A 25,251-nucleotide genomic window follows, 5' to 3' on the forward strand; every position below is an offset into this window, starting at 1 on the left:
TATGCCAAAGCATCAAGACATCGTGGATTTATATGACTCGCTTTTTGAAATGGAATCCCAATTCAAAAAAGACGCTTCTTATCCTATTCACAAAAGAATGAACTTTGGCAAAGCTTATCACGACATTTACGATTTTTTACGCTCCAAAATTGACATTCAAAACAAAACTATTTTAGATGCCGGTTGCGGTGTTGGATTCGGAAGTTTTTTATTGGCAAAAAACGGAGCAAAACACGTTAAAGGCATCAGTATAAGCAGTAAAGAAATCCAAAGAGCTAATCAGGTTAAGGAACAATCCCAAACCAACAACATAGAATTTGAAGTAGCTTCTTTTGATGACACGCAACCTAATCGATATGACATCATCATTTGTATTGAATCGTTGAAACATACTTTAAATTTCGAACAGTCATTTAACCAACTTTTAGCCGGATTAAAACCCAACGGAATACTGTGCATAGTAGATGATTTTTTTGATAAAAAACACAACAAAACCAGTATGGCTTTTCAAAAAGACTGGCATTTGAATTATTTGATTTCGCTTTCGGATGTAACAATCGATGAAGGACAATTTGAACAAACACAAGACAATTTGAAAGCATGGTTATACCCTAAATCGCTTTGGAAAATTAACCTCAAGTTATGGCTTTTTAGAGCTTTCAAAAGGAACTCGAATTTTACCAAATTGTTTCGCGGAGGTTTATTGTTAGACAAACTTTACGCCCAAAAAAAAATGGACTATCTGATAGTTCAAATTAAGAGACGGTAAATGAAAAAAACGCTGTTGTACACCATAACCGGCATTATTCCTCCGGCCATGACTTTATTGTTATTGCCGGTTTATTTGCATTATTTGAGTACTTCGGATTATGTGGTTTTGGCATTAACCAACTCTTTTATAGCCGTTTTTTCCATTTTCTTCAACCTGAAAACTGACCAGGCTTATCGTACGTTGTATTTTCACGAAACAGCTGATAAAAAAAAGCAACAACTGTTTCAAACCTTATTCAGCTTTCATTGGATGGCTTTAATTTTTTGGTTGCTGGTCTTTTATCTGATCGGTAATTGGGTTTTCCATTGGTTATTTTTAAATAACTTTCCCTTTTTTCCGAATGCTTGGATTTTATTGGCTACTTTTTTGGTGAGCAATCTCTGCAATCTCTATTATATTCATCTGCAAAATACCGGGGAAGTCAAGTCATACAGTCTATATGTAACCTTAACAACCTTTGCCGTTCATGGCATTCAGTTGTTGGTAATTTTTGTCTTGCAACTCGACTTTTTTTGGTTTCTGTTATCGGCTTTATTAGTCAATGTTATGGCTTTCTTGGCCATGTATTTCCAAAATCGTTTGTTGTTTGTTTTCTCATTTTCAAAACCGCTGTTCGCAGAAGCCTTGAAATTTTCATTGCCGTTCATTCCGTTTTTAATTTTATTCAACATTGAAAGCCAATTGGACCGTTTTTTTATGGAACGCTATGTTAGTGTTGATGAACTGGCCGGTTATGCTGTTTTGATTAGTATTACTGCGGCGGTACTGACTTTTTTCAACAGTGTTGACAATGCCATACGTCCGGAGTTGTATCGGGATTTGTCTGCTGAGAGTTCGGGCACTATCGCTTCCGTTAGAGAAAAATTCGAATTATACTTGATGATTGGCTTACTGGCTTTTAGTTTTTTACTGGTTTTTGGCACTCACATTCATTGGTTTTTACACCACGAGAAATACAACAATATTCAACAGTATTTTCCTTGGATTACCATAGCTTTCTTTCCGGTTATTGGCATACGCTTTTGGGCTTTACAATTGGTTTTTGATAAACAAGTAGGCAAAATCAACAAGTTTCTCATGGGAAAAATCATCTTCTTAACCCTATTGTTTTTGGGTTTAATTCCGATTTATAAAACTTACGGCGCCATTACTGCCATAGGATTTTCCAACATGGTAAACGCTTTTGTATTCTTCAAATTAACGAAACTCAAAGTCCTGCCTTCTCCAAAAATTACACTTTTTATAGCCTTATTTATTAGCATCAATGGTTTCCTTTTGTTGCTAAAGCAAGCAAACTTTTTATCTTTGATAACGGTATTACAGTTTTTGCTCTTGGGTTGGCTATTTTTAAGTCATTACCGAAACCGTTTTAAAAACATTGTACAGTCATGAAAATAAAAACGAAATATTGGGAATTGTTATTAGCTATCAAAAACAGCTATAAAACACTCAACCCAAAGACGGAGCAATTGCTTATCACGACTGACTATCGAGTTGAAAAGAGCACGGTATCGCAACTTCCGGTAAATGGCCTTGCCATCTTCTTTTTCCATCCCAACAATCAAACAGCCTACAAGTTTTACGATATTATCTATGCAGATGTATTTCCAAAAAAACTCAAAAAGATATTTGCCTTGTACTTGGATTATATTTTGGTTAACAGAGCCTCGGAATTACCGTTTGCTTGTGCTCACTTGGCTCAAACCATCGACGGAAAAATCGCCACCAATACCGGTAAATCGAAATGGATAGGAAATGAAGAAAATCTAATCCATGCGCATAGAGTTAGGGCTTTGGTAGATGCTATTATGGTTGGCGGCAATACTTTCAGAATCGACAAACCACGGTTAGATGTACGATTGGTAAAAGGCGAAAATCCGGTGAAGATTATATTGGCGAATACTGTTTTAGCACTCCATACTTTATCCGAAGGTAAAACCTATTTGTGCAGTACAAACAAACTCGAATACGACCACTTGCCCGAGGAAACCGAGATCATTCATTTGCAATCGGTTAATGGTTATATGCACTCAGAAGACTTGTTGAAAGCTTTAAAAAGCAAAGGCATTCACTCCGTTTTTATTGAAGGTGGTTGTCAAACATTTCGCAAATTTATAGAAGAGAAAACCTTGTCGCGGATTGAATTTCATATAGCACCGATGCTTTTCGGTTCGGGAAAAAACGGGATTGAACTCGATGCAATTGACGAACTCTCGGAAGCCTTTCACCTTAAAAACCCTCAATATTACAAGTTTGGCAATGCTATCATGACCGTTTCAAATTTATAATATTATGGAAGCAAGAGCACTTTGGCATATCGGTGATACACGTTCCGAAATTCTATCTGAGAACTTGAGTCTTCCAACAGATTATTTAGCGGTTAAAAGCGCCTATTCTTCCATCAGTTTAGGAACGGAAAAATTAGTTGCCACCGGTAAAGTGCCTTCAGCATTACACACTATTATGCAAGTGCCTTACCAATCGGGGAATTTTGCTTTTCCGATAAAGTACGGGTATTCGATAGTAGGCCAAACCGAGGACAGCCGATGGCTTCATGCCTTGCATCCGCATCAAGATTATTTGGCAATAGCACATGCTGATGCCTATTTTTTTTCAGCAACCATTGATCCTAAAGTTGCTACACAACTGTCAAACTTAGAAACTGTTATCAATGCAATTTGGGTATCTAAAGTCACTGAAAAACATACTGTTTTGGTTTGCGGTTTGGGCAGTGTTGGGATTCTTTTGGCACAAACACTTAAAGAATATATCGGAGCCAAGGTTTGGGTATTGGAAACCAATTCGGCAAAGAAAACTGCTCTGCAGGATTGGGGATTTAACTGTTGCAACGGTCAAAAAGAATATGACATTTGTTTCAATGTTTCAGCCAGCGCTGATGGTCTCCAATATTGCATTGAGCATACCGTTACCGAAGGCAAAATAATGGAACTCAGTTGGTACGGAAACCAAAGTATAATGCTGAAACTCGGCACTCATTTTCATTACAAACGCTTGCAATTGATAAGTGTTCAGGTTTCGGAAATTCCAATTGAATATCGCGACCGGCATAACTATCTCTCCCGAAAACAATTGGCCGAAAAAATAATGCAACAAATAAGTTTTGCCTCATTTATTACCCGTATTATTCCTTTTGATTCCCTTCCTGATTTTTTCGAGGAAGTAAGAAGCAACAAAACCAACAATGATTTTATTACGCTTGTAAAATATTAAAAACTAAAGTATGTATTTTGTAAAGATTAGAGAAAGTATGATGATTGCCCATTCACTCAAACATCCGTTCTTCGGGCCGGCACAAAAGGTTCATGGTGCCACTTATGTGGTAGATGTTACTTTTAAATCGGCCACTGTTGACGAACATAATGTGGTTATTGATATAGGTTTGGCGCATCAAATTGTAAAAGAAATTTTGAAGCCCTTAGACTATCAAAATTTCGATGATTTAGCTGTTTTTGAAGGGCAATTGACTACCACAGAATTTGTAGCCAAATATATTTTTGATGAAGTAACGGCAAAAACAGCGGCTTTTTTTAAAGGAAAAATTGCTGTGAGTATCAAAGAAAATCCAAATGCTTGGGCAGGATTTGAATCGTAAAAAACCAGGGTATGACCGGAATAGTAGTTTTTGTAACACTTAGCTTTTTGTTGTTTGTCCCTCGCTATGCCTTTAACAGCAAGACAACTGCTTTTTTTCCGGTAAAAGAGTTTTTTCCTAAAGGACGTTTCAGAATACAACCTTTTTTTACCCGATTTAATGAAGACATTTTTAGGCTGAATTGGGAATATGCGTTTTTTGTAGTGGTTTTATCGCTGTTGCAAAATCAAATCCCGATTTTTTATGCTAAGATAATTTTGGCCTCAGTGTATTGGGTTACCCTGATTTTCTTTTTATATCATCATAGCATCTACGGCATTTACAAATCGTATCCGAGTTTTAAATCGGATTATGCTTTAATAATTCAAGGCTTTCAAATTGGATTTAGTGGTTACAAAACAGCCCTTTTTGCCGGGCTGCTATTGTTTACAATTGTAAGCGGATTGGTCATTTGGGGTAACTTTTATTTAGCAGCATTACTTTACAGGTCGGATATCCTCTTTTTCTTCTGTTTTGGCATTACTTGTCTCAGCATCTTTTATTGGTTTTACAAGAAAATCAATCCATTGCATTTTACGGCTGTGGAAGAATTCGAAATTCATCATTTTGCCACCATCCAATGGGGTATCAGTTTGTGGTTATCCAATCGTTTTTTTACCCGAAAAGCAACAGAAGACTTAGCACAAATTCCGGAACTCACTGCTCAAAGTGTGGTAGAAATTCCTGAAAATTTAACTCTACAATCCAAGCCTAATATATGCTTTATTGCCCTTGAGTCTTATGGTGCCCTATTGTATGAAAACAACCGCTATCGCGAACGATATTTGAAGCTGTTGGAAAACTTAGAAGAACAATTACAAAAACTACAGTTTGAATCGGCTTCCATACTTTCAGAGACTACGGTAACCGGTGGTGCTTCTTGGGTGTCCTATAGTTCATTTTTAAAAGGAGTGAAAATTAAAAATGACTTTAGTTATCGGTTTTTACTCAATCATCAGAAAGACTTCAAAACCCAATCGGTATTGTCCATTTTAAACGATTTGGGTTATGACACTTATTTAGTTGCCGGGATAGGCGGTTTTGAAACATTATCCATCGAGTGGGAAAAAATCATGTCTTTTTTGGGTACCAACCAAGCCATTAAATACCGTGATTTAGAATATCAAGGAGAAACTTTCAACTTTGGTCCGTCGGCACCCGATCAATTTCTGCTGAACAAAGCCAGACAATTAATGGCAACCAAAAGTGCTCAAAAACCTTTTGCCTTTTTTGTAGAAACCATCAATTCTCATTACCATTTTGATTCGCCTACAGTGGTACTGCCGCAATGGACAGACTGTCAAACGGCTAAACGAGAAGCATATCATCCACTGGAAAATTTATCTGAGCAACCTGCTGAAAATTATTTCAAAGCCATCGAATACCAACTCCAAAATTTGGTGGATTTTATCAGAAATGATACTGCTTCGGATACGATTTATGTAGTTTTTGGCGACCATCAACCACCTTTGCTAACCCAACCTGAAAACAGTTATCAAACCCCAATCCATATTCTTAGCAAAGAAACGAGCTTTATACAGTCATGGCTGGACATAGGTTTTGAGAGAGGATTAAAAGTAAAAACCCCAACGACAACTGTTTACAGTCACGATTGTTTTAAAAAGAATTTTGCAGCAGCCTTCTTTAAAACCTACAAACGCTGATTATTTTCTGGTGGAATCTCTTTGGCGCAATTCGGTTTTGATGGTGGTCGTGGTAAAAGTATATGTTTCGGCCTCGCTTTCCAATTTGTCTATTAACAATTGTGCTGCCACTTCTCCAATTTCAGGGCCATGCTGACTTACCGTAGACAAACTTGGTGTCATACGACGCGACCAAACGCCGTCGGCAAAACCAATCAGCGACAACTCTTGCGGAATTTTGTAGCCGTTTTGAATACCCAATTTCATAGCCGTAACCGAAGCATGTTCGTCTAAAGCAAATACACCATCAGGTCTGTTTTTGATGAAAAAACCACCTATTTTATCGTTGAATTCTTCATTGTTATTGGTCAAGATAACCAAATTATCATCGGCTTTCATTCCGTGATTTTCCAATGCTTTATAAAAACCTTTGGCTCTGAGTTTCCCAACACTCAAGTTGTCTATAGCCGAAAGTAAAGCAATCTTTTTGCATCCGGTTTTGATTAAATGTTCGGTGGCATTTACTGCCGATTCAAAATCATCTACAATTACTTTATCGCAATTCACTTCCTCAGCTATACGATCGAACATCACTATGGGCGTACCTTCATTTATGATAGAAGTAAAATGACTGTATTGTTGCAACTTTTGAGACTCTTCGGCAATAGAAAGTATAAAACCATCTATCGTTCCGTTACTCAACATTTCGAGCGCATTGATTTCTTTCTCCAAAGATTCATTGGAAATACAAGTAATCACCTTATATCCTTTTTCGTCAGCCACTTTTTCGATACCGCTGAATACCTTAGCAAAAAAAGAGTTCAATATATTAGGAATAATTACGCCTATGGTTTTGGTGCGACGGTTTTTAAGATTCAAACCAATCACATTCGGCTTGTAGTTTTTTAACTTGGCATATTCCTGAACACGCTGTTTGGTAGGCTCGCTGATTTCCGGACTTCCGTTAAGGGCTTTGGAAACGGTGGAAACAGAAACCCCTAATTCTTTAGCAATTTGTTTTAAGGTGGCTTTCGACTTCATTTTTTCTGGGTTAAAGTGTAAAAATAGTAAAATTTCTGCTGCAACCTCCAACTTGGTAAGGAAAGTTCAACAAGAAAAAGACAAAATAGGAACTATTCCGAGATAGATTCCAAATAATAAAACCGCTGTTAAGTCTATTCACTGTTAGGATTTTAGGCAAAAAACAGCAGATTAGCAAAATATTTAAAAAAGGGTATTTGCTTTTATCATATTTAATTGTACTTTTGCAACCCCTTTATTGGGGATGGAATGTTTAATTAAAATAAATTATTGTGAACACATTAAGCTACAAGACAGTTTCAGTAAACAAGGCCAATGCCGATAAGCAATGGATTGTTGTAGACGCTGAAGGTCATAACTTAGGTCGTTTAGCTTCAAAAGTAGCGATGCTTTTGAGAGGTAAATACAAGCCAAGTTATACGCCGCACGTTGATTGTGGAGATAACGTAATTGTTATCAACGCAGAAAAAATCAACTTGACTGGTAACAAGTTAGATGACAAAACGTACATCAGACACACAGGTTACCCAGGAGGACAAAGAAGCTTGACTGCTAAAGTAATGCAACAAAAAAACCCTGCATTATTAGTGGAAAAAGCTGTAAAAGGAATGTTACCTAAAAACAAATTAGGTGCTGAATTATTCCGCAATTTGAATGTAAATGTTGGTCCAGAGCACAAACACGCTGCTCAACAACCGAAAACCGTAAACCTTAACGACTTAAAGTAATGGGAGTTATTCACAAAATCGGTAGAAGAAAATGTGCAGTTGCACGTGTGTATGTTTCAGAAGGAACAGGAAAAATTACCGTTAACAAAAGAGAATTCAACAACTACTTCCCAACAGCTACTTTACAGTACAAAGTATTACAGCCAATGTCTATGACAAACAACGCTGAAAACTTTGACGTAAAAGTAAATGTATATGGTGGTGGTGCTACAGGACAAGCAGAAGCTGTTAGAATGGCTATTGCTCGCGCTATGTGCGAAGTAGAAGCTGAAAACAGAGCTATCCTAAAACCAGAAGGATTACTAACCAGAGATCCAAGAATGGTTGAGCGTAAAAAATTCGGTCAGAAAAAAGCACGTAAGAGATTCCAATTCTCTAAACGTTAATCGATTAGAAGTTTTATTCGTTCATTTAGTATTGAAATTAAAAAACAAGTTGCCGATATTCTTTTTGTTGAAAAAGGAATTAGTTTAGCATCTAAATTTTCAAGACCATCGCAAGAGCTACTTGAAAATTGCTAACCAACGGAACGTAAACTATTACACAATGGCAAACAAAATTGAAGTTAAAGAATTATTAGAAGCCGGTGTTCACTTCGGACACATGACTCGTAAATGGGATCCAAATATGGCTCCTTACATTTATATGGAGCGTAATGGTATTCACATCATTAACCTATATAAAACTGCAGCTAAAATTGAAGAAGCTAACGAAGCTTTGAAAAAAATTGCTGCTTCCGGTAGAAAAATACTTTTCGTAGCTACCAAAAAACAAGCAAAAGATATCGTATCAGAAAAAGCACAAGCTTGTAACATGCCTTACATCACTGAAAGATGGCCAGGTGGTATGTTGACCAATTTCGTTACTATCCGTAAAGCCGTTAAAAAAATGGCTTCTATTGATAAAATGAAAAAAGACGGTACTTTCATGACTTTGTCTAAAAAAGAAAGATTACAAGTTGATCGTCTACGTGCTAAATTAGAGAAGAACTTAGGTTCTATCGCTGACATGTCTAGATTACCTGCTGCCTTATTCGTAGTAGATATCAAAGCTGAACATATCGCAATAAAAGAAGCACAAAAATTAAACATTCCAGTTTTCGCAATGGTTGATACTAACTCTGATCCACGTGAAGTAGATTACGTTATCCCAGCCAATGATGATGCTTCAAAATCAATTGATAAAATTTTATCTTTAGTAACCGACGCTGTAAAAGACGGATTAGCCAACAGAACTGCTGATGCTGCTCCTGAAACTGACGCTGAAGAAACTGTAGAAGCAGCTGCAGCTCCGGCTCCGGCTGTAGAAGCAGCTCCTGAAGTAGAGGCCACAGAAACCAAAACTGAAGAGTAAAACAAAATAATTACGAATTATGAATTAAGAATTACGGATTATGATACTCGTAATTTGAAATTCGTAATTCGTAATTTACTTTTAAAAGAGTTTTCAATTTAAAAAAAACAAAAAATATTATGTCAACAATTACTGCTGCAGACGTAAACAAATTAAGACAAACTACAGGTGCCGGAATGATGGACTGTAAAAAAGCTTTGGTTGAAGCGGAAGGCGATTTCGATAAAGCGATTCAAATCCTTAGAGAAAAAGGGCAAAAAGTAGCCGCTAACCGTTCTGACCGTGAGTCTTCTGAAGGAGCTGCTGTTTCTTTTATCAATGCTGACAATACCAAAGGAGCTATCCTTACTTTAAACTGCGAAACTGATTTCGTAGGTAAAAATGAAGCTTTCGTTGCTTTAGCTAAAGATTTAGTGGAAAGAGCAATCAACTTCTCTTCTTTAGAAGAATTCTTAGCTTCAGATTTCAACGGAATTACTGTAGCTGAAAAATTAATTGAGCAAACCGGTGTTATTGGTGAAAAAATCGAAATCGGTGGTTTTGAAATTTTAGAAGGTGCTTTTGTTGGCTCTTATGTTCACGTGAACAAAATTGCTGCATTAACTGCTATTTCTGCTCCAATTGCCAACGCTGATGTTTTAACCAAAGACATCTCTATGCAAGTAGCTTCTATGGGCGCTGAAACCTTATCTTATAAAGATTTCGATCCTGCTTTCGTTGCCTCTGAATTGGCTGCTCGTATTGCTGTAATCGAGAAAGAAAATGAAGAAGCAAAACGTTTAGGAAAAACGTTGAAAAATGTTCCTAAATATATCTCTTACTCTCAATTAACTCCGGAAGTTTTAAAACAAGCTGAAGAAGATGCAAAAGCGGAATTAAAAGCAGAAGGTAAACCGGAACAAATTTGGGATAAAATTATCCCGGGTAAAGTGCAACGTTTCATCTCTGACAACACTACTTTAGACCAAGAGAAAGCCTTATTGGATCAAAACTTCATCAAAGATGACAGTAAAAAAGTAGGTGATTACGTTAAAGGATTCAACGTTGAAATTACTGGTTTCAAAAGAGTAAGTCTTGGATAATCCCTTGAATTAAAATTATTAATTCACCATATTAAAACCTCGGTTCATTCGTGAATCGGGGTTTTTTGTTGTTGTAAACATCAAGAAGCCTCATTTTGAACCCATGTAAAACGAAATCAATTTAATCAGAACAACGGTTTTGGCAAACTGAAATATGTAACGTTAAAAATCAAAAAATCTTCCTCAAAAACAAATTTCAAAAAAACCATTAAACTACAAAAACAAGCCTTTTGTAGTAATATTACCTTAAAATCAACGATTAAAATCCCCATTAATGGGGATTTTTTTTGTCAAAACAATTTCAGAACTTGTTGTCAGAAAATTTAACAAAATGTACACTTTTAGTGTACCTAAAATTTACACCGCTTATTTAAATTGGAGAAATGAACCTAACAACAACTTTTATGACTAAACAATCTTTACAAATGCAACACCGAATTTTGGTCTGTTGCATTTTTTTATTTGGAATTGTCCCAATGACTGCACAAGACATTCTATGGGAGAAAAGCTATGGTGGTAAACAAGCAGAATTCTTATTTGATGTCGTTGCCACACCTGATTACGGATTTATTCTAGCCGGGAGTTCAGTATCTAAAAAATCCGGAAACAAAACAGAAGACAACCGTGGCGATTTAGATTACTGGGTTTGGAAAATGGATGAGAAAGGCGATTTAGACTGGCAGAAAAGCTTAGGCGGTTCCGCACTGGATAAGTTGTGTTGTGTTATTCTCATTAATGAAGGTGGTTTTCTATTGGCGGGTTCATCAGAGTCTTCAGAGGGTTTTGATAAAAAAGAAAAGTGTAAAGGTTCTTCCGATTTTTGGATAGTAAAACTCAATGCCAAAGGAGGCGAAGAATGGCAAAAAACCATAGGCGGCTCGGGACAAGATGAACTGACTGCTGTAGTAAGAACTCGTGATGGTGGTTTTGTTGTTGCTGGCTCAAGTAGTTCTTCAAACACCGGAGATAAAACCAGTCCAAATTTTGGCGGAATGGATTATTGGGTAATGAAAATTGATATTGACGGTAAGATTGTTTGGCAGAATACTTTTGGCGGTATTTATAATGATGAATTAAGAAGCATTGCAATCACCGAAGACGGAGGCTATTTGTTAGGTGGTAGCTCAAACTCACCCGATAGTGGTAATAAGCTGCATAAAAACTTAGGACAATCCGATTATTGGATAGTAAAACTAGACAAAGATGGTCAGCAACAATGGCAAAGAACCATAGGCGGTAAAGGTGATGACCAATTGTATGTTGTCAATACTACAAAAGATGGAAACTATTTACTAGGTGGAAACTCTAACTCAGAGAGTGGTGAAGATAAAAGAAGCAGCAATCAAAGCGGAACAGATTTTTGGGTGCTAAAACTCGATAAAGAAGGTAGTATCCTCTGGCAAGAAACTTACAACATTGCAAAGGTAGATGTACTGACTTCTTTGGTTGAAAATGACGACAAAACCATTCTTTTAGGCGGTTATGCTCAAGGTGAAATCATCAAGAGAAGCAGTGCAATCAAAAAAAATCAAGAAACAGAACCTAAAGTAAAATCAGGTACTGACGATTATGTAGCTATTAAACTCAATGAAAAAGGAGAAGAAATCTGGCGCAAAGACGTTGGTAGTGATGGACAAGACATTTTAAAGAAAGTCATCGAAACGCGTGACGGGGGTTACTTAATGGCCGGAACCAGCAAAGGCAAAATATCCAACGACAAAAACAGTGGTATTGGTAGCACTGACTTTTGGGTTGTAAAGCTCAAAGATAAACAAAAACCCAAAGAAGCTAAAAAACCGGTAGAGGCCATTCCAAACCCAGCCATTGACTATACCAATGTTATTGTAGGCTATGAGTTCAATAAAGGGACTGCAACATTGGTTGACATAACTGGACACGTTTTGCAACAGTTTGAAATTACAGACAGAACTGTGCCAATAGACTTGCACGGTTTGCCCGAGGGCGTTTACATTGTAAACATCAAAACGGACAAGCAAAGTGATGGCGTAAAAATTATTAAAGGAAGAAATAGAAATTAAGAAACAACAACATGAAAAAATACATTTCAACTCTAATATTTATGGTTTTGTGTTCTATGTCATTTGGACAACAAGACCCCTCAATTAAAAAAGATTTACCCAATATCATTCCAGCATCCCCAACAGTAGCCGGTTTGATGAAATTTGAAGAAGTTCCGGTTAGCAATTATACGGGAGTACCCAGTATAACCATCCCGCTTTTTACTTCACCAACCATTTCTAAAGACATCGCCATACCTTGTAATTTGCAATATCACTCAGGAAGCATAGCAGCTGATGAAGTGGCAGGAGATGTAGGCTTGGGATGGAGTCTTACAGTAACCGGAGCAGTTTCCAGAACAGTAAGAGGATTACCCGACGAAATGCTGGACAAATGGTCTAAAATAGGAATCTATTATGACAATGAATCAAATAATTCGAATCATTATTATCAAGTAGAACGTAACCTTAAAGGCTTAGAACCATATGGCGAATACTTGGAAGAATTCTTATTTGATACCGAAAAAGGTAAATACGATTCAGAACATGACCTTTACCAATTTAATTTTCTGGGGAATTCAGGTAGGTTTTTAATAAAAAAAGTTAGCGGTCTAAATCAGTTGGAAGTGGTCAGACTCGATCAAGGTACTGCCAAAGTTATCCTCAATTACACTCACGATTCAACTAACGGGTTTTCAATAAATGGATTTACTATTTATGATGACAAAGGTTATAAATATGTATTTGAAAATGTAGAATATACAACTCAGTCAGGTATTTCACAATCCATTTATTTTGATAATGAAGAGAGTTTAGCACCATTACCAACATACCAATATAAAAGTGCGTTTCATCTATCCAATATTTACAATCAAAATAACATACTACTTGCAACATTTAATTATGAAATTTCAAATGAAATAATCTCTTCTAAATCAAGTACAATTATGGATTGTGATGTTGACTTTATGAATAATCCATATTATTTGTTTAATTATGTCATGCAACCTCATCTTCAATTTAATTACAGTCAACTAGGACCAAGATATAGTTACACAAATAATTCAAGAACAATAGCATCTCATAAAGTATCCGCAATACTGGTAAATGGAATTAGTAAATTAAACTTTGAATATGAAACTGGCAGAAGCGACTCCGATATTCATAATGGAACGCAAGCAAAAAAACTAAAAAGAATCTATTTTAAAGATTGGAATGAAAACTTAATTGAAAGTTTTGAGTTCGGATATACTTACAGAGAACACACTTTTGCCACAGGAAATCTAAAAAGAATGTTCTTAGATGAAATCAAAAGAGTCAGTAATCAAAATAGAACTGAAAAACATCGCCTTTTCTATAAAGACAATCCTACTGACGGAAAGTATGTCTCCAAAGATTATTGGGGATACATGAATTTAAAACCCTCTAATTTACCTTTTTTAAAAACTACTGAACCCAACTTTTGTACCACTGATGTTTTAGAAAAAATAGAGTACCCAACAGGAGGCGTAAGAGTTTTTGACTTTGAGTCAAACACCTATTCATTTATAGGAAATGAACCTATAACCAACTTCGATGAAAATCCGAACAATTGGATAGAAACATCCCAAGAATTTACAATTACTTCAAATGGTTCAATTCAATGTATGGGAATAAGCCCTAGTTTATCAGTGATAGCTCCCGGAGAGGAGTATGAGATGACAATTGAAATTATCTTTAATGATTTCGATGAAAATTTAATAACCTTAAAAAAAGGAGGTGTTTCTATTGGGGGTATTGGTTGTAACTCTCCTATTGATTCTTGTAGCAGGACTTTAATTGTTAATGGTGGAGACATGTTAGAATTATGCTATAATTTTTTAAATGGATATGGACAACATACGATTGGTGGTACAATTAAATACAAAAGACGAAAACAAAATCCTGATCAATACTTATTTGGAGGAGGAATAAGAATCAAAAGAATTCTAAATTTTGATAATTTAAATGAAATTGAAAACCAAGCAGATCCACTTACCAAAATCACATATGATTATTCATATGAAGAAAATTTAAATAAAAGTAGTGGATCCTTAGTCTTTCCTAAACCAAAATTCGAGCATACAAAAATAAGGAGTCATGCTGTCAGAAATATGATTGCTTCTACTGTTGAACAGTATTATGAATTATTAGAGACAAATAATTTCACATACAATACATCGCTTAACAATTTAGGTGCAGTAAAAACCTCAGGTTCAGATGTTGGATATAAAAACATCAAAATTTTTAATGGCAATAATAATGGATTCTCAACTTACACTTATACAAGCCCTCTTGACTATCCTGAAATAGTAGATGTATATAATACTGATTATCCTTTTTTACCTGTTAAAAATTTTGATTACAAGAGGGGGCTTTTGATAGAAGAAAAAAAATTCGACAATGAAAAAATTCTAAAAAAGACCACAAATGAATACAGTTTTACCAATGAGTCATTGATATCATATGGTGTTAGATTGTTTTCAACAAATGAGTGTCCCTATTTATTTAAATACAGTAATTACAATTCCTATAAATCCTTTCTAGACCATTGTACTAATGTAAATCTTTGTATATATCCAATACCTTACGTTGAATACCAATACAATGATATCTACACTGTTTGTGGAAATGTCTCGTCGTTTACTCAATCAGCTATAGTTGAAGAAGCAATTGGTTGGGCTAAATTGTTCCGAACAACTACCAATGAATATTTCTATGACAACAATAATCAAAACATAGTAAGTACTGTTCAAGATTTTGATTACAACCTTACCAACAAAAAAATCAGCGAACACACTATCACAAATAGTACTAATGGAATAAATAAAACTAAATTCTATTACCACAACTGGAATTCAATTCATTCGGATAATAGAATCGCTGAAATTCAAAAAATAGAAAAATTCAAAGATGGTCAATTACTCGAAACCGCTAACATCAATTATGCTAACTCTTTCGCAGGGAATGTATCCTATCTTCCCGCAAACATAACGGTCTCTAAAGGACAACTGTCTCTGGAGCAAGATGTGATATACTTGTTGTACGACGAAAACAGTAATCCTTTATGTGTATCAAAAACCAATGGCACATTAATTTGTTACATCTATGGCTACAACAAAACGTTACCGGTAGCCAAGTTAGAGAATATTGCTTATGCTAATATTCCTTCCAATCTAATAACTAACATTCAAACAATAACAAATTCACCAACAGCAACAGAGGTTGATATTCAAGCTGCCTTAGATGCTCTTAGACTGAGTACCGATGCCAATATGCAAAAGGCATTAATAACCACTTACACGTATAAGCCACTAGTCGGTGTCACAAATATCACCGATCCCAAAGGCGATTCTATTACCTATATCTATGATGATTTCAACAGGCTTAAAGAAGTTCGAGACAGATATAATAATATTGTATCGGAGCACGAATACCATTACAGAACTCAAAACTAATAACCATGAAAAAAATATTGTATTCCCTCTTGTTTTTACCAATCATGGTTATTGGTCAAACAACTACTCAAAATTACGTTAAAACCAAAACATACAAACAACCAACCACTACCAGCATTGCATCACCTACCCCTGAACAGGCTACTCAAACCGTAACTTATTTTGACGGATTGGGAAGACCTATTCAACAAAATGCCAATGCGCAGTCAAGTTCGGGAAAGGATATTGTAACCCATATCGAATATGACGCTTTTGGGAGACAGTCAATGGAGTATTTGCCTTATGTGTCTATACAAAATGACATGTTATATATATCAGGAGAAACGCTAAAAACCAATACAGTTCAACAATACGTCACTAATTACAATGACCCTGTTGCCTTCAGTGAAAAACTTTTCGAAGCTTCACCTTTGAATCGTGTTCTTAAGCAAGGTGCTCCGGGCAGTGATTGGGCAGTAAATGGCAACCATGCCATTATATTTGAATACCAAACCAATATCACTCAGGATAATGTCAAATATTTTGCCGTAACAGCTACATGGGATGCAACCAAAGGCTTGTATGACATCCCCAATTCACTATCGGTAAGCAGTTACGACCCATTCCAGTTGTACAAAACCATAACTAAAGATGAAAATTGGGTCTCTGGCAATAATAATACCACCGAAGAGTTCAAAGACAAAGAAGGGAGAGTAGTTTTAAAACGTACCTACAATAACACTGTTAAGCACGACACTTATTATATCTATGACCAATTTGGCAATCTGACTTTCGTGTTACCCCCTATGGTAGATACCAATCAAACCATCACCAGTACTGTTTTGGACAACCTTTGTTACCAATACAAATACGACCATCGCAACCGCTTAGTAGAAAAAAAACTACCGGGTAAACAATGGGAATTCATAGTCTATGATAAATTAGACCGTGTGGTAGCTACCGGACCAACTTTATCGCCATTCCCTGACACCGAGGGACAAGGCTGGTTAATAACAAAGTATGATGCTTTCAACAGACAAATTTTAACGGCTTGGTTGATGGCATCAAGCAATATAAATTCCACTGCACGAGCATCTCTTCAAAGTTTATACAGTGCGCCTGCGTTACCTGTAAATGAGGCTAAATCAACTTATCCCATCGTCAACGGGGCTGATAACTTTCAAACCCGTTACACCAACGTGGCCATTCCTTCTACTTATGCCACAGCATATACTGTCTTAACCTTGGATTATTATGATGAATATGCCAGTAATTTAACGGTCAGCCCTTCTTTAAGTGGTAGCCCTATTCTTGGCCAACCTATCTATTACAATTCGAATAATAAACCAAAAGGGTTGCCAACGCTAAAATGGGTTAGATTGCTAGAATCGCCAACACTTTACAATGCAGAAAAATCCTATGTTTATTATGATTTCAAAGGGAGACCAGTAACCAATGTAACCAATAATTATTTAAACGGCTATATTAAAGTAGACCGGGAATTAGAAATCATGACTGGCAGAGTAAATCGTACAGAAACTAGAACAAAACGAACCGCAAATGATCCTACACTAACAGTCTTCGATTATTTTACATATACCAATCAAGACAAATCATTAGGACATACCCATAAAATTAATAATACCGGTATAACGCAACTGTTAACTTATAATACCTACAACGAATTAGGACAACTCATCTCTAAACAAGTAGGAGGTGCTGATGTGGTAAACTATATTGGTTTACAAAAGATAGATTATAGCTATAATATTAGAGGCTGGTTAAAATCAATTAATGACGTTGATGCTTTGCAAAAAGCCGGAGTTCCAAAAGATTTGTTTGCCTTTAAAATCAATTACAATGAAGTAGAGAATGCAACCAATTATAATGGTAAATCTCTTTTCAACGGTAACATTGCTGAAACGTATTGGACAACCAGCAATGATGACATCAAGCGAAAATACGGATACTTTTATGATGATTTAAACAGATTGACAAGTGCTGTTTATCAAAAACCAAATAATACTGTGCCTGTTACCAATAGTTATAATGAAAGTTTAAGCTATGATAAAAATGGGAATATCCAAAACCTGCAACGAAACGGGGATGTTGATGATGGAATCAATGTTGTCACAATTGATAACTTAGTTTACAATTATAGTGGTAACAATCCGAATTTGCTAGTTAGCGTAAGTGATACTGGTACTTCGGCAGGATTTAATGATGTAGCCGGAGCTGTCGATTACACTTATGACAACAATGGTAATATGACCGCCGATGCTAACAAGGGCATAACAAATATTACCTATAATCATTTAAATCTTCCCACGACAGTAACTTTTGGCACCACAGGAACAATTGATTACCTTTACAATGCTACCGGGAAAAAGCTCAAAAAAGTGGTAACCGAAGGAACAAATGTAAATACAACACATTATTTAAATGACGGGTATCAATACAGTCAAGTTGGAACCACCGGAGCCGTAGTTTTAGATTTTTTCCCTCATGCAGAAGGTTATGTAAAAAATACAGTGGTAAATAGTGCCAATGTTTACAGTTATATATTTAATTACACCGATCATTTGGGTAATGTTAGGTTAAGCTATACAAAAAACCAAACTACGGGTAATTTAGATATTATTGAAGAAAACAATTATTATCCATTTGGATTAAAACACAAACCATATAATTATACTAGTCCAACTAGTTATAAGTATAAGTACAATGGCAAAGAGTTCCAAGACGAGATGGGGCTTAATATGTATGACTATGGCGCAAGGAATTATGACCCTGCCATTGGAAGGTGGATGAATATTGACCCGCTAGCCGAGCAGTATAGAAGATGGTCGCCTTATACCTATTGCATAAACAACCCTATGAGATTTGTTGACCCTGATGGTATGCGAGTAACGCCACCAGACTGGGTTGAGTATACTACAAAAGATGGAAAACAAAGTGTGACTTATGACCCTGAAATAAAAACCACAGAGCAAGCTAAAACAAAAGGATATGAAAATGTAAAACAAGTTGTATCATCTACAACTGCAACTAATAATGTTAATGGAGATAAAATTCAACTCAACGCTAATGGGACGTACTCTGTAAATGGAGGTCCAGCAATTGACCCAGCTGACCAACCTTACACTGAAGGAGGAGCAAGAATTGATTACAACTCTACGCCTTTGGGACAATTTGCATCAGTTTTATCTGGTGCAGGAGATGGATTGACAGCTACAGGAGCTGCTCTCGCATCTACAGGAATTGGTGCGCTTGCAGGTGGCGTTTTGATGGGTGTTGGTGGAACATTGTCAACTGTTGGCACTAGTGCAGAAATAGTAGATGATATAAGTAATGGGAAAATAACTTGGGATAATCCTGAAAAAGCAATTACAAAAGTGGTTTTAACTGCTATACCTGAGTGCTTTAAGCTATTGGGGCCTACCTTGAAACAAGAAGCCGCTATGGAAGTCTTGATTATGGGTTTAGATAAGACACTTGACGAAGGAAGACAATATGATTTCAAAGGATTTTATCAACGTAATTAAATATAAATATATTTGTATAAGTAATTTGCATCACATCTAAATAATCATTAATTTAAGCTTAAATGGCAACTATAGGATTAATTATATGTATTCTAGTGTTAATAGGACTTATTTACTATCATTTAAAATATAAGAAACCTTTTGTGAATTATGAAGATAGTATATATGAAAAAATGGTATCGTTGAGATTTTATTTTATGTTAATATTTTTAACAGTAGCACTTGCTTTTTTACATTTAAAAAAATATAATTTCATTTAAAATGATAAATATGAAGAGGTTAATTATCATGCCGTTTTTTTTAATTTCTTTGGTTCAAAGAGAAGATTTTAAAATGAATGGAATATACAGAATACAGTACGATTATAGTTATGGTTCACAAAATGGAATTGTTAATTTTAAAGGTGATACATATACAAGAAAGCAAGTGAATGGAAAAAAAATAAAAGGGGATGTTGATTATCAGCAATACTTTGTTTTTTTAAATGATAAAAATTCTCATCTCCAAGTAAAGTTTCCCAAAAGGGAAATTGGTAATGACACAATTTATTTTAGGACTATAGATTTAAACGATAAATCTGCTAATAATGACCCACTAACTTTATTTGCGGGTAAGTTAATAAAGGTTAAATAATGCATAAATGATAGTGTTCCCCCTCTCCCACACAATACCTTATAGTGTATAATCACATAAATTTAATAATTACAGTAATAAATAAGCCACCTTAACGGGTGGTTTTTGCTTTTTGAGCTAGCATTGTTATGCCTGTATCTGCTCTTTAATGTATATCTCCACAATCATTGATAAAGCAGCCTCCCACCCTGTATAATGGTCTTTAAACACACACCAAAACAAAGAACTCTTTACGTTACCGCCTTGATGCACAAAAATTGTGTACATCATAAAAGGCTACTACCATAAAGGTGCGTTCAAAATTTTGGGGTATGGGTTGGTGTGTATAGGTTGTCTCATTTTGAAACAGTTATAAAAGTCACCTTTTTAAAATATTTTTCAAAAAAAGTCCCAAAACACTACACTTTTTGAAAATCGTTAGTATTTATTGTAAACGATACTTATGTAATGCCCTTGTATGGGTATGCTGTATCTACCACATAACACAAAATATTAACCTTTTAAAAAATGAAGTATGAAAATATCACAGCCTTTAAACTAACTACCAAAGCGAGTAAAAGTAAAATATACCGCTTCTACCAAAAGAATAAAGAGCTATGGCAGAAAAGCTCACTTTAGCAATGCCTCTTTTAATTTTCAAAAAAAGTTAAAATATCGCTAATATTTATGCACTTGTGAATGGCAAACATTACATAACGAAATTAGGTCATCAAGCGGTTCATTAAATAGATTTGAATAGTTTAAGTGATGTACTTCTTCTGCGATTTCGTTTTTACATTGCTGGCAAGTGTAGTTATCCCTAATAATAACTAATGCTCATTTTCTGATTGAGTTGACCTAGAACATTTGTAAACATTTGAGTGTTAGAAAAACAATTAGGAAATTATTTACTAAAGCAATAATTGCATTATATTTACGTTATATTTAAAATTACAATCATTTGTTAATCTCATTTGATAATAGAAAAATTCGAAAAATTTGTGAAGATGAGATTGAAGCACAAAATGAGTTTGGCATTCAAGTATCAATAAAATTACAAAACAGATTAGCTGACCTTGCTGCAGCAAAATCAGTAACAGATATTATCATTGGGAATCCTTGTGAAATAGAAAACACCCCATATCCTAATTATAAAGTTGATTTATGTAATAACTATATTCTTATTTTTACGGTAAATAATATAATTATACCACAATTAGAGGATGGTAGCATTAATTGGTCCGAAGTTAATAGGATTAAAATACTTGAAATAATAGAAAAACCATGAATAATTCATCAATATTTTCACCTAATTGGGCCTCAAATCCGGGCAATACAATAATTGATATTCTCAATGAGAGAAATATTTCATTAGAAAATTTTGCTATACAAATGGGAAGTACAGTTAGTCAAGTTGAAAAAATTGTAAACGGAAATGTACCTATTAACTTCGACATAGCAAATCAACTTGAAATAAATTTAGGAGCTAGTGCTGAATTTTGGATTGCAAGAGATAATCAATATAGAGAAAGTCTTGAAAAAATAAATAAATTACAGGAAAATTGGATAAAAAAACTTCCTGTGAAAGATATGATAAATTTCGGATGGATTCAAAAAACTGAAGATATTGTCAAAACCTGTTTAGAGTTTTTTAATGTTACTAGTATTAATGAATGGGAAGAAAAATATAACAAAGAAATAGGTGAAATAGCATTTAGAAAATCATCAAAATTTGATTCTGATTTCGGAGCTACAGCTGTATGGTTAAGAAAAGGTGAGATAGCCGCTAAAGAATCAACGTGCGATTCTTGGAACTTAAATCTTTTCATCGAAACTTTAGAAAAAATTAAACCACTAACAAAAAAGAAAAGCCCAAAGGATTTCCTCCCAAAATTAATAGAAGAGTGTGCAAAATGTGGTGTTACAGTAGCTATTGTTCGAACTCCTTCTGGTTGTAGAGCAAGTGGCGCGACCAAGTTTCTTTCTCCTGACAGAGCTCTGCTGTTACTTAGTTTCAGGTATCTTTCAGACGACCAGTTTTGGTTTACTTTTTTTCATGAAGCAGGCCATCTTGTTTTACATGGAGAAAAAGGCATTCACATAGAGTCTTCAGAAAAAAGTACAAAATCAAATACTGAAGAAGATGAAGCCAACAAATTTGCTGCTGAAATGTTAATTCCATATACACTTCACTCTAAACTACTAAATGTAAGAGGTAATAAGCGGAATATTGTTAATCTTGCAATAGAAGCAGGAGTTTCACCAGGAATTGTTGTGGGACAAATGCAATATTTTGGAATAATCGATTATAAATATTTGAACTCGTACAAGAGAAGGTATAATTGGGAAGACATCTATGAAATAAATTGCATGTTGTAATTATCCACGAAAATGAATATAGTTGGCAGGTTGTTTTTGCCAATTACAAACAGCATCTTCTAAAACTTGCATTCCAAAATCTAAATCAAGATGCTCTTCAAGTTCTGTAAACCACTCCTCGAAAGTACTATTACTTACATTTTGCCCAAATAATATTTTTGCTCCTTTAACCGGCCCCGTTGCACCTATCATGTAGGTGGAATCTGGCTCAATGTCAATCAAGTTCAACTTACCTATCATTGTTAAAAAATCAAACTTGGCCATTCTTCCAAAACTTATTACTTCATCCATAGAATTGTATAAGTGTCTGAAGCCTTTTTTAGAATCATTTCCTGCTGCCTTTAAAGTTATATTTATTAAATCTTGATGATTATGATTTTGTCCTATCCAATTTATGTAACTCATTATTGCGCTACCTGTCCCATTAGAATTATAAGCCCCTAAACTTTGATATTTTCTGTGATTTCCTACTCTTCCTCTTGACTTCAAAACATCCTGACTATCATTTAACCATATTAAAAATTCATTTGGATTTAAACATACATTATCCCAACTCCAAACTATATTATTGGTTAAACCGCTATAAACATCCTTCACTAAATTCCACTTAGTTCTCAAGTTTTTACCAAAATGAGTCGCTAAGAAGGTTAACCAAAATGCTTCATTTATATCACCTTGATTCCTATGCCATACAGCTGCTTTTAAGGGGTCAAAAGCTACACTACTAGGATTAGTAGTAACTACATCAACAGTATTTTCTGACATCAATCTTACATACCTTATCCGTCTAACACTGTCTATAATTTGCAAAATGAAACAATTCTCATTTTGTGGACTATTGATTCCAGGTAATGGTCTTATTGTTTTATATGTGCTTAGTTTTGCTTTAATATCGTTATACAATAGAATGTCTCCTGGTCTCATAAGAATTAATGTTTATGTTTTTAGACAACCACTCACGAATCGATGCAAGTACCTCAGAACTAACTCCAAAGCTACTCTGTACATTATGATTATATCCCAAAACTTTTATATTTCTTTTTAACTCAACTCTTCCAATTGAACTTACAATTCCTTCATACGAAAAACCCGCAACACCTTCACCATCTTTTCTACGCAATTTCCAATCACTCTGAAGTTTTTTTTCAAATTTTACATTGGACACTTTTTCAAAATTATTCACTACAGTTTGTCCATTTAATAATAAAACTTCGATAGATGAATTTGACATTATAGACCCTAATGTGTCTTCGAAATTCTCAAGTAATGTGCTTTGCTGTAAAGGATTTAAGTTAGACCATTTTTCTGCTGTAGCAAAGGGGATCAAGTCCAAGTGACATGCTTCATGTGAGGGAAAGTAATATGATACTGAAGTCCCTGACATTAGGTAATCCAATTTTTTAAACCAACCATCATATGGATTTCTAGAAAAGTACTCATTATATGAATCAAAAATCAATTGAAGCTGAACTTCGTCTGCATCAGACCATTTTTGGAGACCTAGTGAAGATAACGTGTGAAACCTTCTACTTTCCCCTTTCAACTCAACATTATCAATAGTTACAAATTCTCGATTACTTGGATTAATCCCAAGTGTTGCTACTTTAGACTTTGAAACATCTCCAAACGCTAGTACAGGTGAAGCCCACGGAATAATAGACAACTCCAAAGATTGACATTTATTTAAAAAATCGATTAGATATAAAAGGTGCCGTTTAGCTTCTGGATTCATTGTACTTAATTTTTGCAAATTTAGACTTATTATCATCAATTTTTTTCTGAACGATTGCAGAATATATTTCACTATTTATTTTTGCCTTTTCTGACTCAATAAGCTCATACTTTCTATTCTTAAACAACGCTAATATTTTCAATAAATATGCAAAATCAAGCCAATAATTGTCTAGTTTTAGGTTTTCAACAGGAATAGTGAAATCGTTTCTTATTTCCTGTTCGAATTGCATTAATGTTTGTATAGATTCCCAAGGATTTCCTATTGGCATTTCAGGCATAGGAGCTTTAGTAGGTTGAAATCCTTCTCCAATATATTGTTTTGCATCACTTACACTAACCTCATACAGATGCAAACTAGCCACAGAATGTTTATAAATACCTAGTTCAACATTTAAGCTTCTAGCTACAATTTCTTGTATCATGGTAAAACAAAAAATATCATGAGGAAGGCCCCAGTATGCATCATTACTTCTCATGAAAACAATCATATTGAGCTTATTGTCTCTAAGAATAAATTGCAGGCTACATGTACAAGGTATATCTTTATGCTTCTCTAACAAATCCTCAGCATCAAATAATTGTATTACAGCTTGTCGTGTAGTACTCTTTTCCTTCAATAGCTCAATTACTCGATTAATTTGATTATGTTTACCGCGCATGTTGAATAATCGTGGCCCATATCCACCATAAACTATTTTACCATCATCAGAATAATTTTTATATCTAATAATGTAATACATAATAAATTCCAAATCATTTGATTTTGACAGATACCATAAAAATTCACCTAAAGCGCTGAATGTTTTTCCTCTAGTTTCAGTACTACTTAGCCTTGCTCTAGGATTATTTAATTGAAGCATGGCACCAAAAATTTCACTGCTTGCTCCTTTTGTTGGAATAACATCAAAAGGGCGTTTGATAAGTTCTTCTAAGATATCATACATCAAATCATCAATTGTATTCGCTTCAAAATTCATTTTTATTTCAATAATGTCTAATACTAAAACCAAATTAACATAAAATTAATTTTATTACAAATATTTCTTATTAAATCTGCTTTTTGAATCTTGAATTATTTACTAAAACAAATTATCTTAATTATGTTTTTATAGATTTAAAAATGATTAGAAAAGTTTTTTTGTTAACTCCGACGATGTCACCATACAGGTGACAAAGTTTCTTCAAATCCTTAGTAAATTGGATCGATAACTCAAGTAAACATAAAGCCTAAAACAAT

Annotated in this window: 20 protein-coding genes; 16 read left to right on the forward strand and 4 right to left on the reverse strand. The window is 34.8% G+C overall.

Annotation, left to right across the window (positions count from 1 at the left end; translation table 11 throughout):
• The first annotated feature begins 1 nt into the window (after nucleotide 1).
• Genes ACJG85_RS01500 through ACJG85_RS01525 form a run of 6 tightly spaced genes read left to right on the forward strand, consistent with a single transcriptional unit; the run spans nucleotide 2 to nucleotide 6,088 of the window.
• Nucleotides 2–769 (forward strand): class I SAM-dependent methyltransferase, encoded by a 768-nt coding sequence (locus tag ACJG85_RS01500; RefSeq protein ID WP_412464671.1) that lies wholly within the window; start codon nucleotides 2–4, stop codon nucleotides 767–769.
• Entirely contained in the window at nucleotides 770–2,164 is a 1,395-nt protein-coding gene (locus ACJG85_RS01505; protein WP_412476751.1) for a lipopolysaccharide biosynthesis protein, read from the forward strand.
• Nucleotides 2,161–3,060: a RibD family protein gene (locus ACJG85_RS01510; protein WP_412476752.1), complete on the forward strand. Its 900-nt coding sequence runs from the start codon at nucleotides 2,161–2,163 to the stop codon at nucleotides 3,058–3,060. The genes ACJG85_RS01505 and ACJG85_RS01510 overlap by 4 nt, the downstream gene beginning before the upstream one ends.
• Nucleotides 3,061–3,064: 4 nt before the next feature.
• A complete protein-coding gene (locus tag ACJG85_RS01515; RefSeq protein WP_412476753.1) occupies nucleotides 3,065–4,003 on the forward strand; it encodes a hypothetical protein in 939 nt (312 codons plus the stop codon).
• Nucleotides 4,004–4,013: 10 nt separating this feature from the next.
• Nucleotides 4,014–4,385 carry a 6-pyruvoyl trahydropterin synthase family protein gene (locus tag ACJG85_RS01520; RefSeq protein ID WP_412464675.1) on the forward strand — a complete coding sequence of 124 codons (372 nt, stop codon included), beginning with the start codon at nucleotides 4,014–4,016 and terminating at the stop codon, nucleotides 4,383–4,385.
• An 11-nt stretch (nucleotides 4,386–4,396) separates the two neighbouring features.
• Nucleotides 4,397–6,088 (forward strand): sulfatase-like hydrolase/transferase, encoded by a 1,692-nt coding sequence (locus ACJG85_RS01525; protein WP_412476754.1) that lies wholly within the window; start codon nucleotides 4,397–4,399, stop codon nucleotides 6,086–6,088.
• Here ACJG85_RS01525 and ACJG85_RS01530 read toward each other — a convergent pair whose 3' ends face one another.
• Nucleotides 6,089–7,108 (reverse strand): LacI family DNA-binding transcriptional regulator, encoded by a 1,020-nt coding sequence (locus ACJG85_RS01530; RefSeq protein WP_409678224.1) that lies wholly within the window; start codon nucleotides 7,106–7,108, stop codon nucleotides 6,089–6,091. It abuts the gene before it with no gap.
• A 272-nt stretch (nucleotides 7,109–7,380) separates the two neighbouring features.
• Here ACJG85_RS01530 and rplM point away from each other — a divergent pair, with 272 nt between their 5' ends.
• From rplM to ACJG85_RS01580, 10 genes are all read left to right on the forward strand, one after another.
• A complete protein-coding gene (gene rplM, locus ACJG85_RS01535) occupies nucleotides 7,381–7,836 on the forward strand; it encodes a 50S ribosomal protein L13 (protein ID WP_290875465.1) in 456 nt (151 codons plus the stop codon).
• A complete protein-coding gene (gene rpsI, locus ACJG85_RS01540; protein ID WP_409678227.1) occupies nucleotides 7,836–8,222 on the forward strand; it encodes a 30S ribosomal protein S9 in 387 nt (128 codons plus the stop codon). The genes rplM and rpsI overlap by 1 nt, the downstream gene beginning before the upstream one ends.
• Before the next feature lie 160 nt (nucleotides 8,223–8,382).
• Nucleotides 8,383–9,189 (forward strand): 30S ribosomal protein S2, encoded by an 807-nt coding sequence (gene rpsB, locus ACJG85_RS01545; RefSeq protein WP_409678230.1) that lies wholly within the window; start codon nucleotides 8,383–8,385, stop codon nucleotides 9,187–9,189.
• Nucleotides 9,190–9,308: 119 nt separating this feature from the next.
• Nucleotides 9,309–10,271 (forward strand): translation elongation factor Ts, encoded by a 963-nt coding sequence (gene tsf / locus ACJG85_RS01550; protein ID WP_409678233.1) that lies wholly within the window; start codon nucleotides 9,309–9,311, stop codon nucleotides 10,269–10,271.
• A gap of 383 nt (nucleotides 10,272–10,654) precedes the next feature.
• On the forward strand, nucleotides 10,655–12,310 hold the full coding sequence (locus tag ACJG85_RS01555) for a T9SS type A sorting domain-containing protein (protein WP_412476755.1): 1,656 nt from the start codon (nucleotides 10,655–10,657) through the stop codon (nucleotides 12,308–12,310).
• Between the two features lie 11 nt (nucleotides 12,311–12,321).
• Nucleotides 12,322–15,765, forward strand: a complete 3,444-nt coding sequence (locus ACJG85_RS01560) for an RHS repeat domain-containing protein (RefSeq protein WP_412476756.1) — start codon at nucleotides 12,322–12,324, stop codon at nucleotides 15,763–15,765.
• Between the two features lie 5 nt (nucleotides 15,766–15,770).
• On the forward strand, nucleotides 15,771–19,289 hold the full coding sequence (locus ACJG85_RS01565) for a DUF6443 domain-containing protein (RefSeq protein WP_412476757.1): 3,519 nt from the start codon (nucleotides 15,771–15,773) through the stop codon (nucleotides 19,287–19,289).
• A 270-nt stretch (nucleotides 19,290–19,559) separates the two neighbouring features.
• A complete protein-coding gene (locus tag ACJG85_RS01570) occupies nucleotides 19,560–19,922 on the forward strand; it encodes a hypothetical protein (RefSeq protein WP_412476758.1) in 363 nt (120 codons plus the stop codon).
• Nucleotides 19,923–20,862: 940 nt separating this feature from the next.
• Nucleotides 20,863–21,189 carry a hypothetical protein gene (locus ACJG85_RS01575; RefSeq protein WP_412476759.1) on the forward strand — a complete coding sequence of 109 codons (327 nt, stop codon included), beginning with the start codon at nucleotides 20,863–20,865 and terminating at the stop codon, nucleotides 21,187–21,189.
• Nucleotides 21,186–22,280: an ImmA/IrrE family metallo-endopeptidase gene (locus tag ACJG85_RS01580; protein ID WP_412476760.1), complete on the forward strand. Its 1,095-nt coding sequence runs from the start codon at nucleotides 21,186–21,188 to the stop codon at nucleotides 22,278–22,280. The genes ACJG85_RS01575 and ACJG85_RS01580 overlap by 4 nt, the downstream gene beginning before the upstream one ends.
• On the opposite strand, the gene ACJG85_RS01585 is transcribed toward ACJG85_RS01580, so the two are convergent.
• The 3 genes from ACJG85_RS01585 to ACJG85_RS01595 are packed head-to-tail and all read right to left on the reverse strand — an operon-like array spanning nucleotide 22,281 to nucleotide 25,024.
• A complete protein-coding gene (locus ACJG85_RS01585; RefSeq protein WP_412476761.1) occupies nucleotides 22,281–23,204 on the reverse strand; it encodes a hypothetical protein in 924 nt (307 codons plus the stop codon).
• Nucleotides 23,176–24,012: a hypothetical protein gene (locus tag ACJG85_RS01590; protein WP_412476762.1), complete on the reverse strand. Its 837-nt coding sequence runs from the start codon at nucleotides 24,010–24,012 to the stop codon at nucleotides 23,176–23,178. Before ACJG85_RS01590 ends, ACJG85_RS01585 begins: the two co-directional genes overlap by 29 nt.
• Entirely contained in the window at nucleotides 23,996–25,024 is a 1,029-nt protein-coding gene (locus ACJG85_RS01595; protein ID WP_412476763.1) for a thymidylate synthase, read from the reverse strand. The genes ACJG85_RS01590 and ACJG85_RS01595 overlap by 17 nt, the downstream gene beginning before the upstream one ends.
• Nucleotides 25,025–25,251: the final 227 nt, after the last annotated feature.

The organism is Flavobacterium mekongense (assembly GCF_047038255.1).
GTDB lineage: Bacteria > Bacteroidota > Bacteroidia > Flavobacteriales > Flavobacteriaceae > Flavobacterium > Flavobacterium mekongense.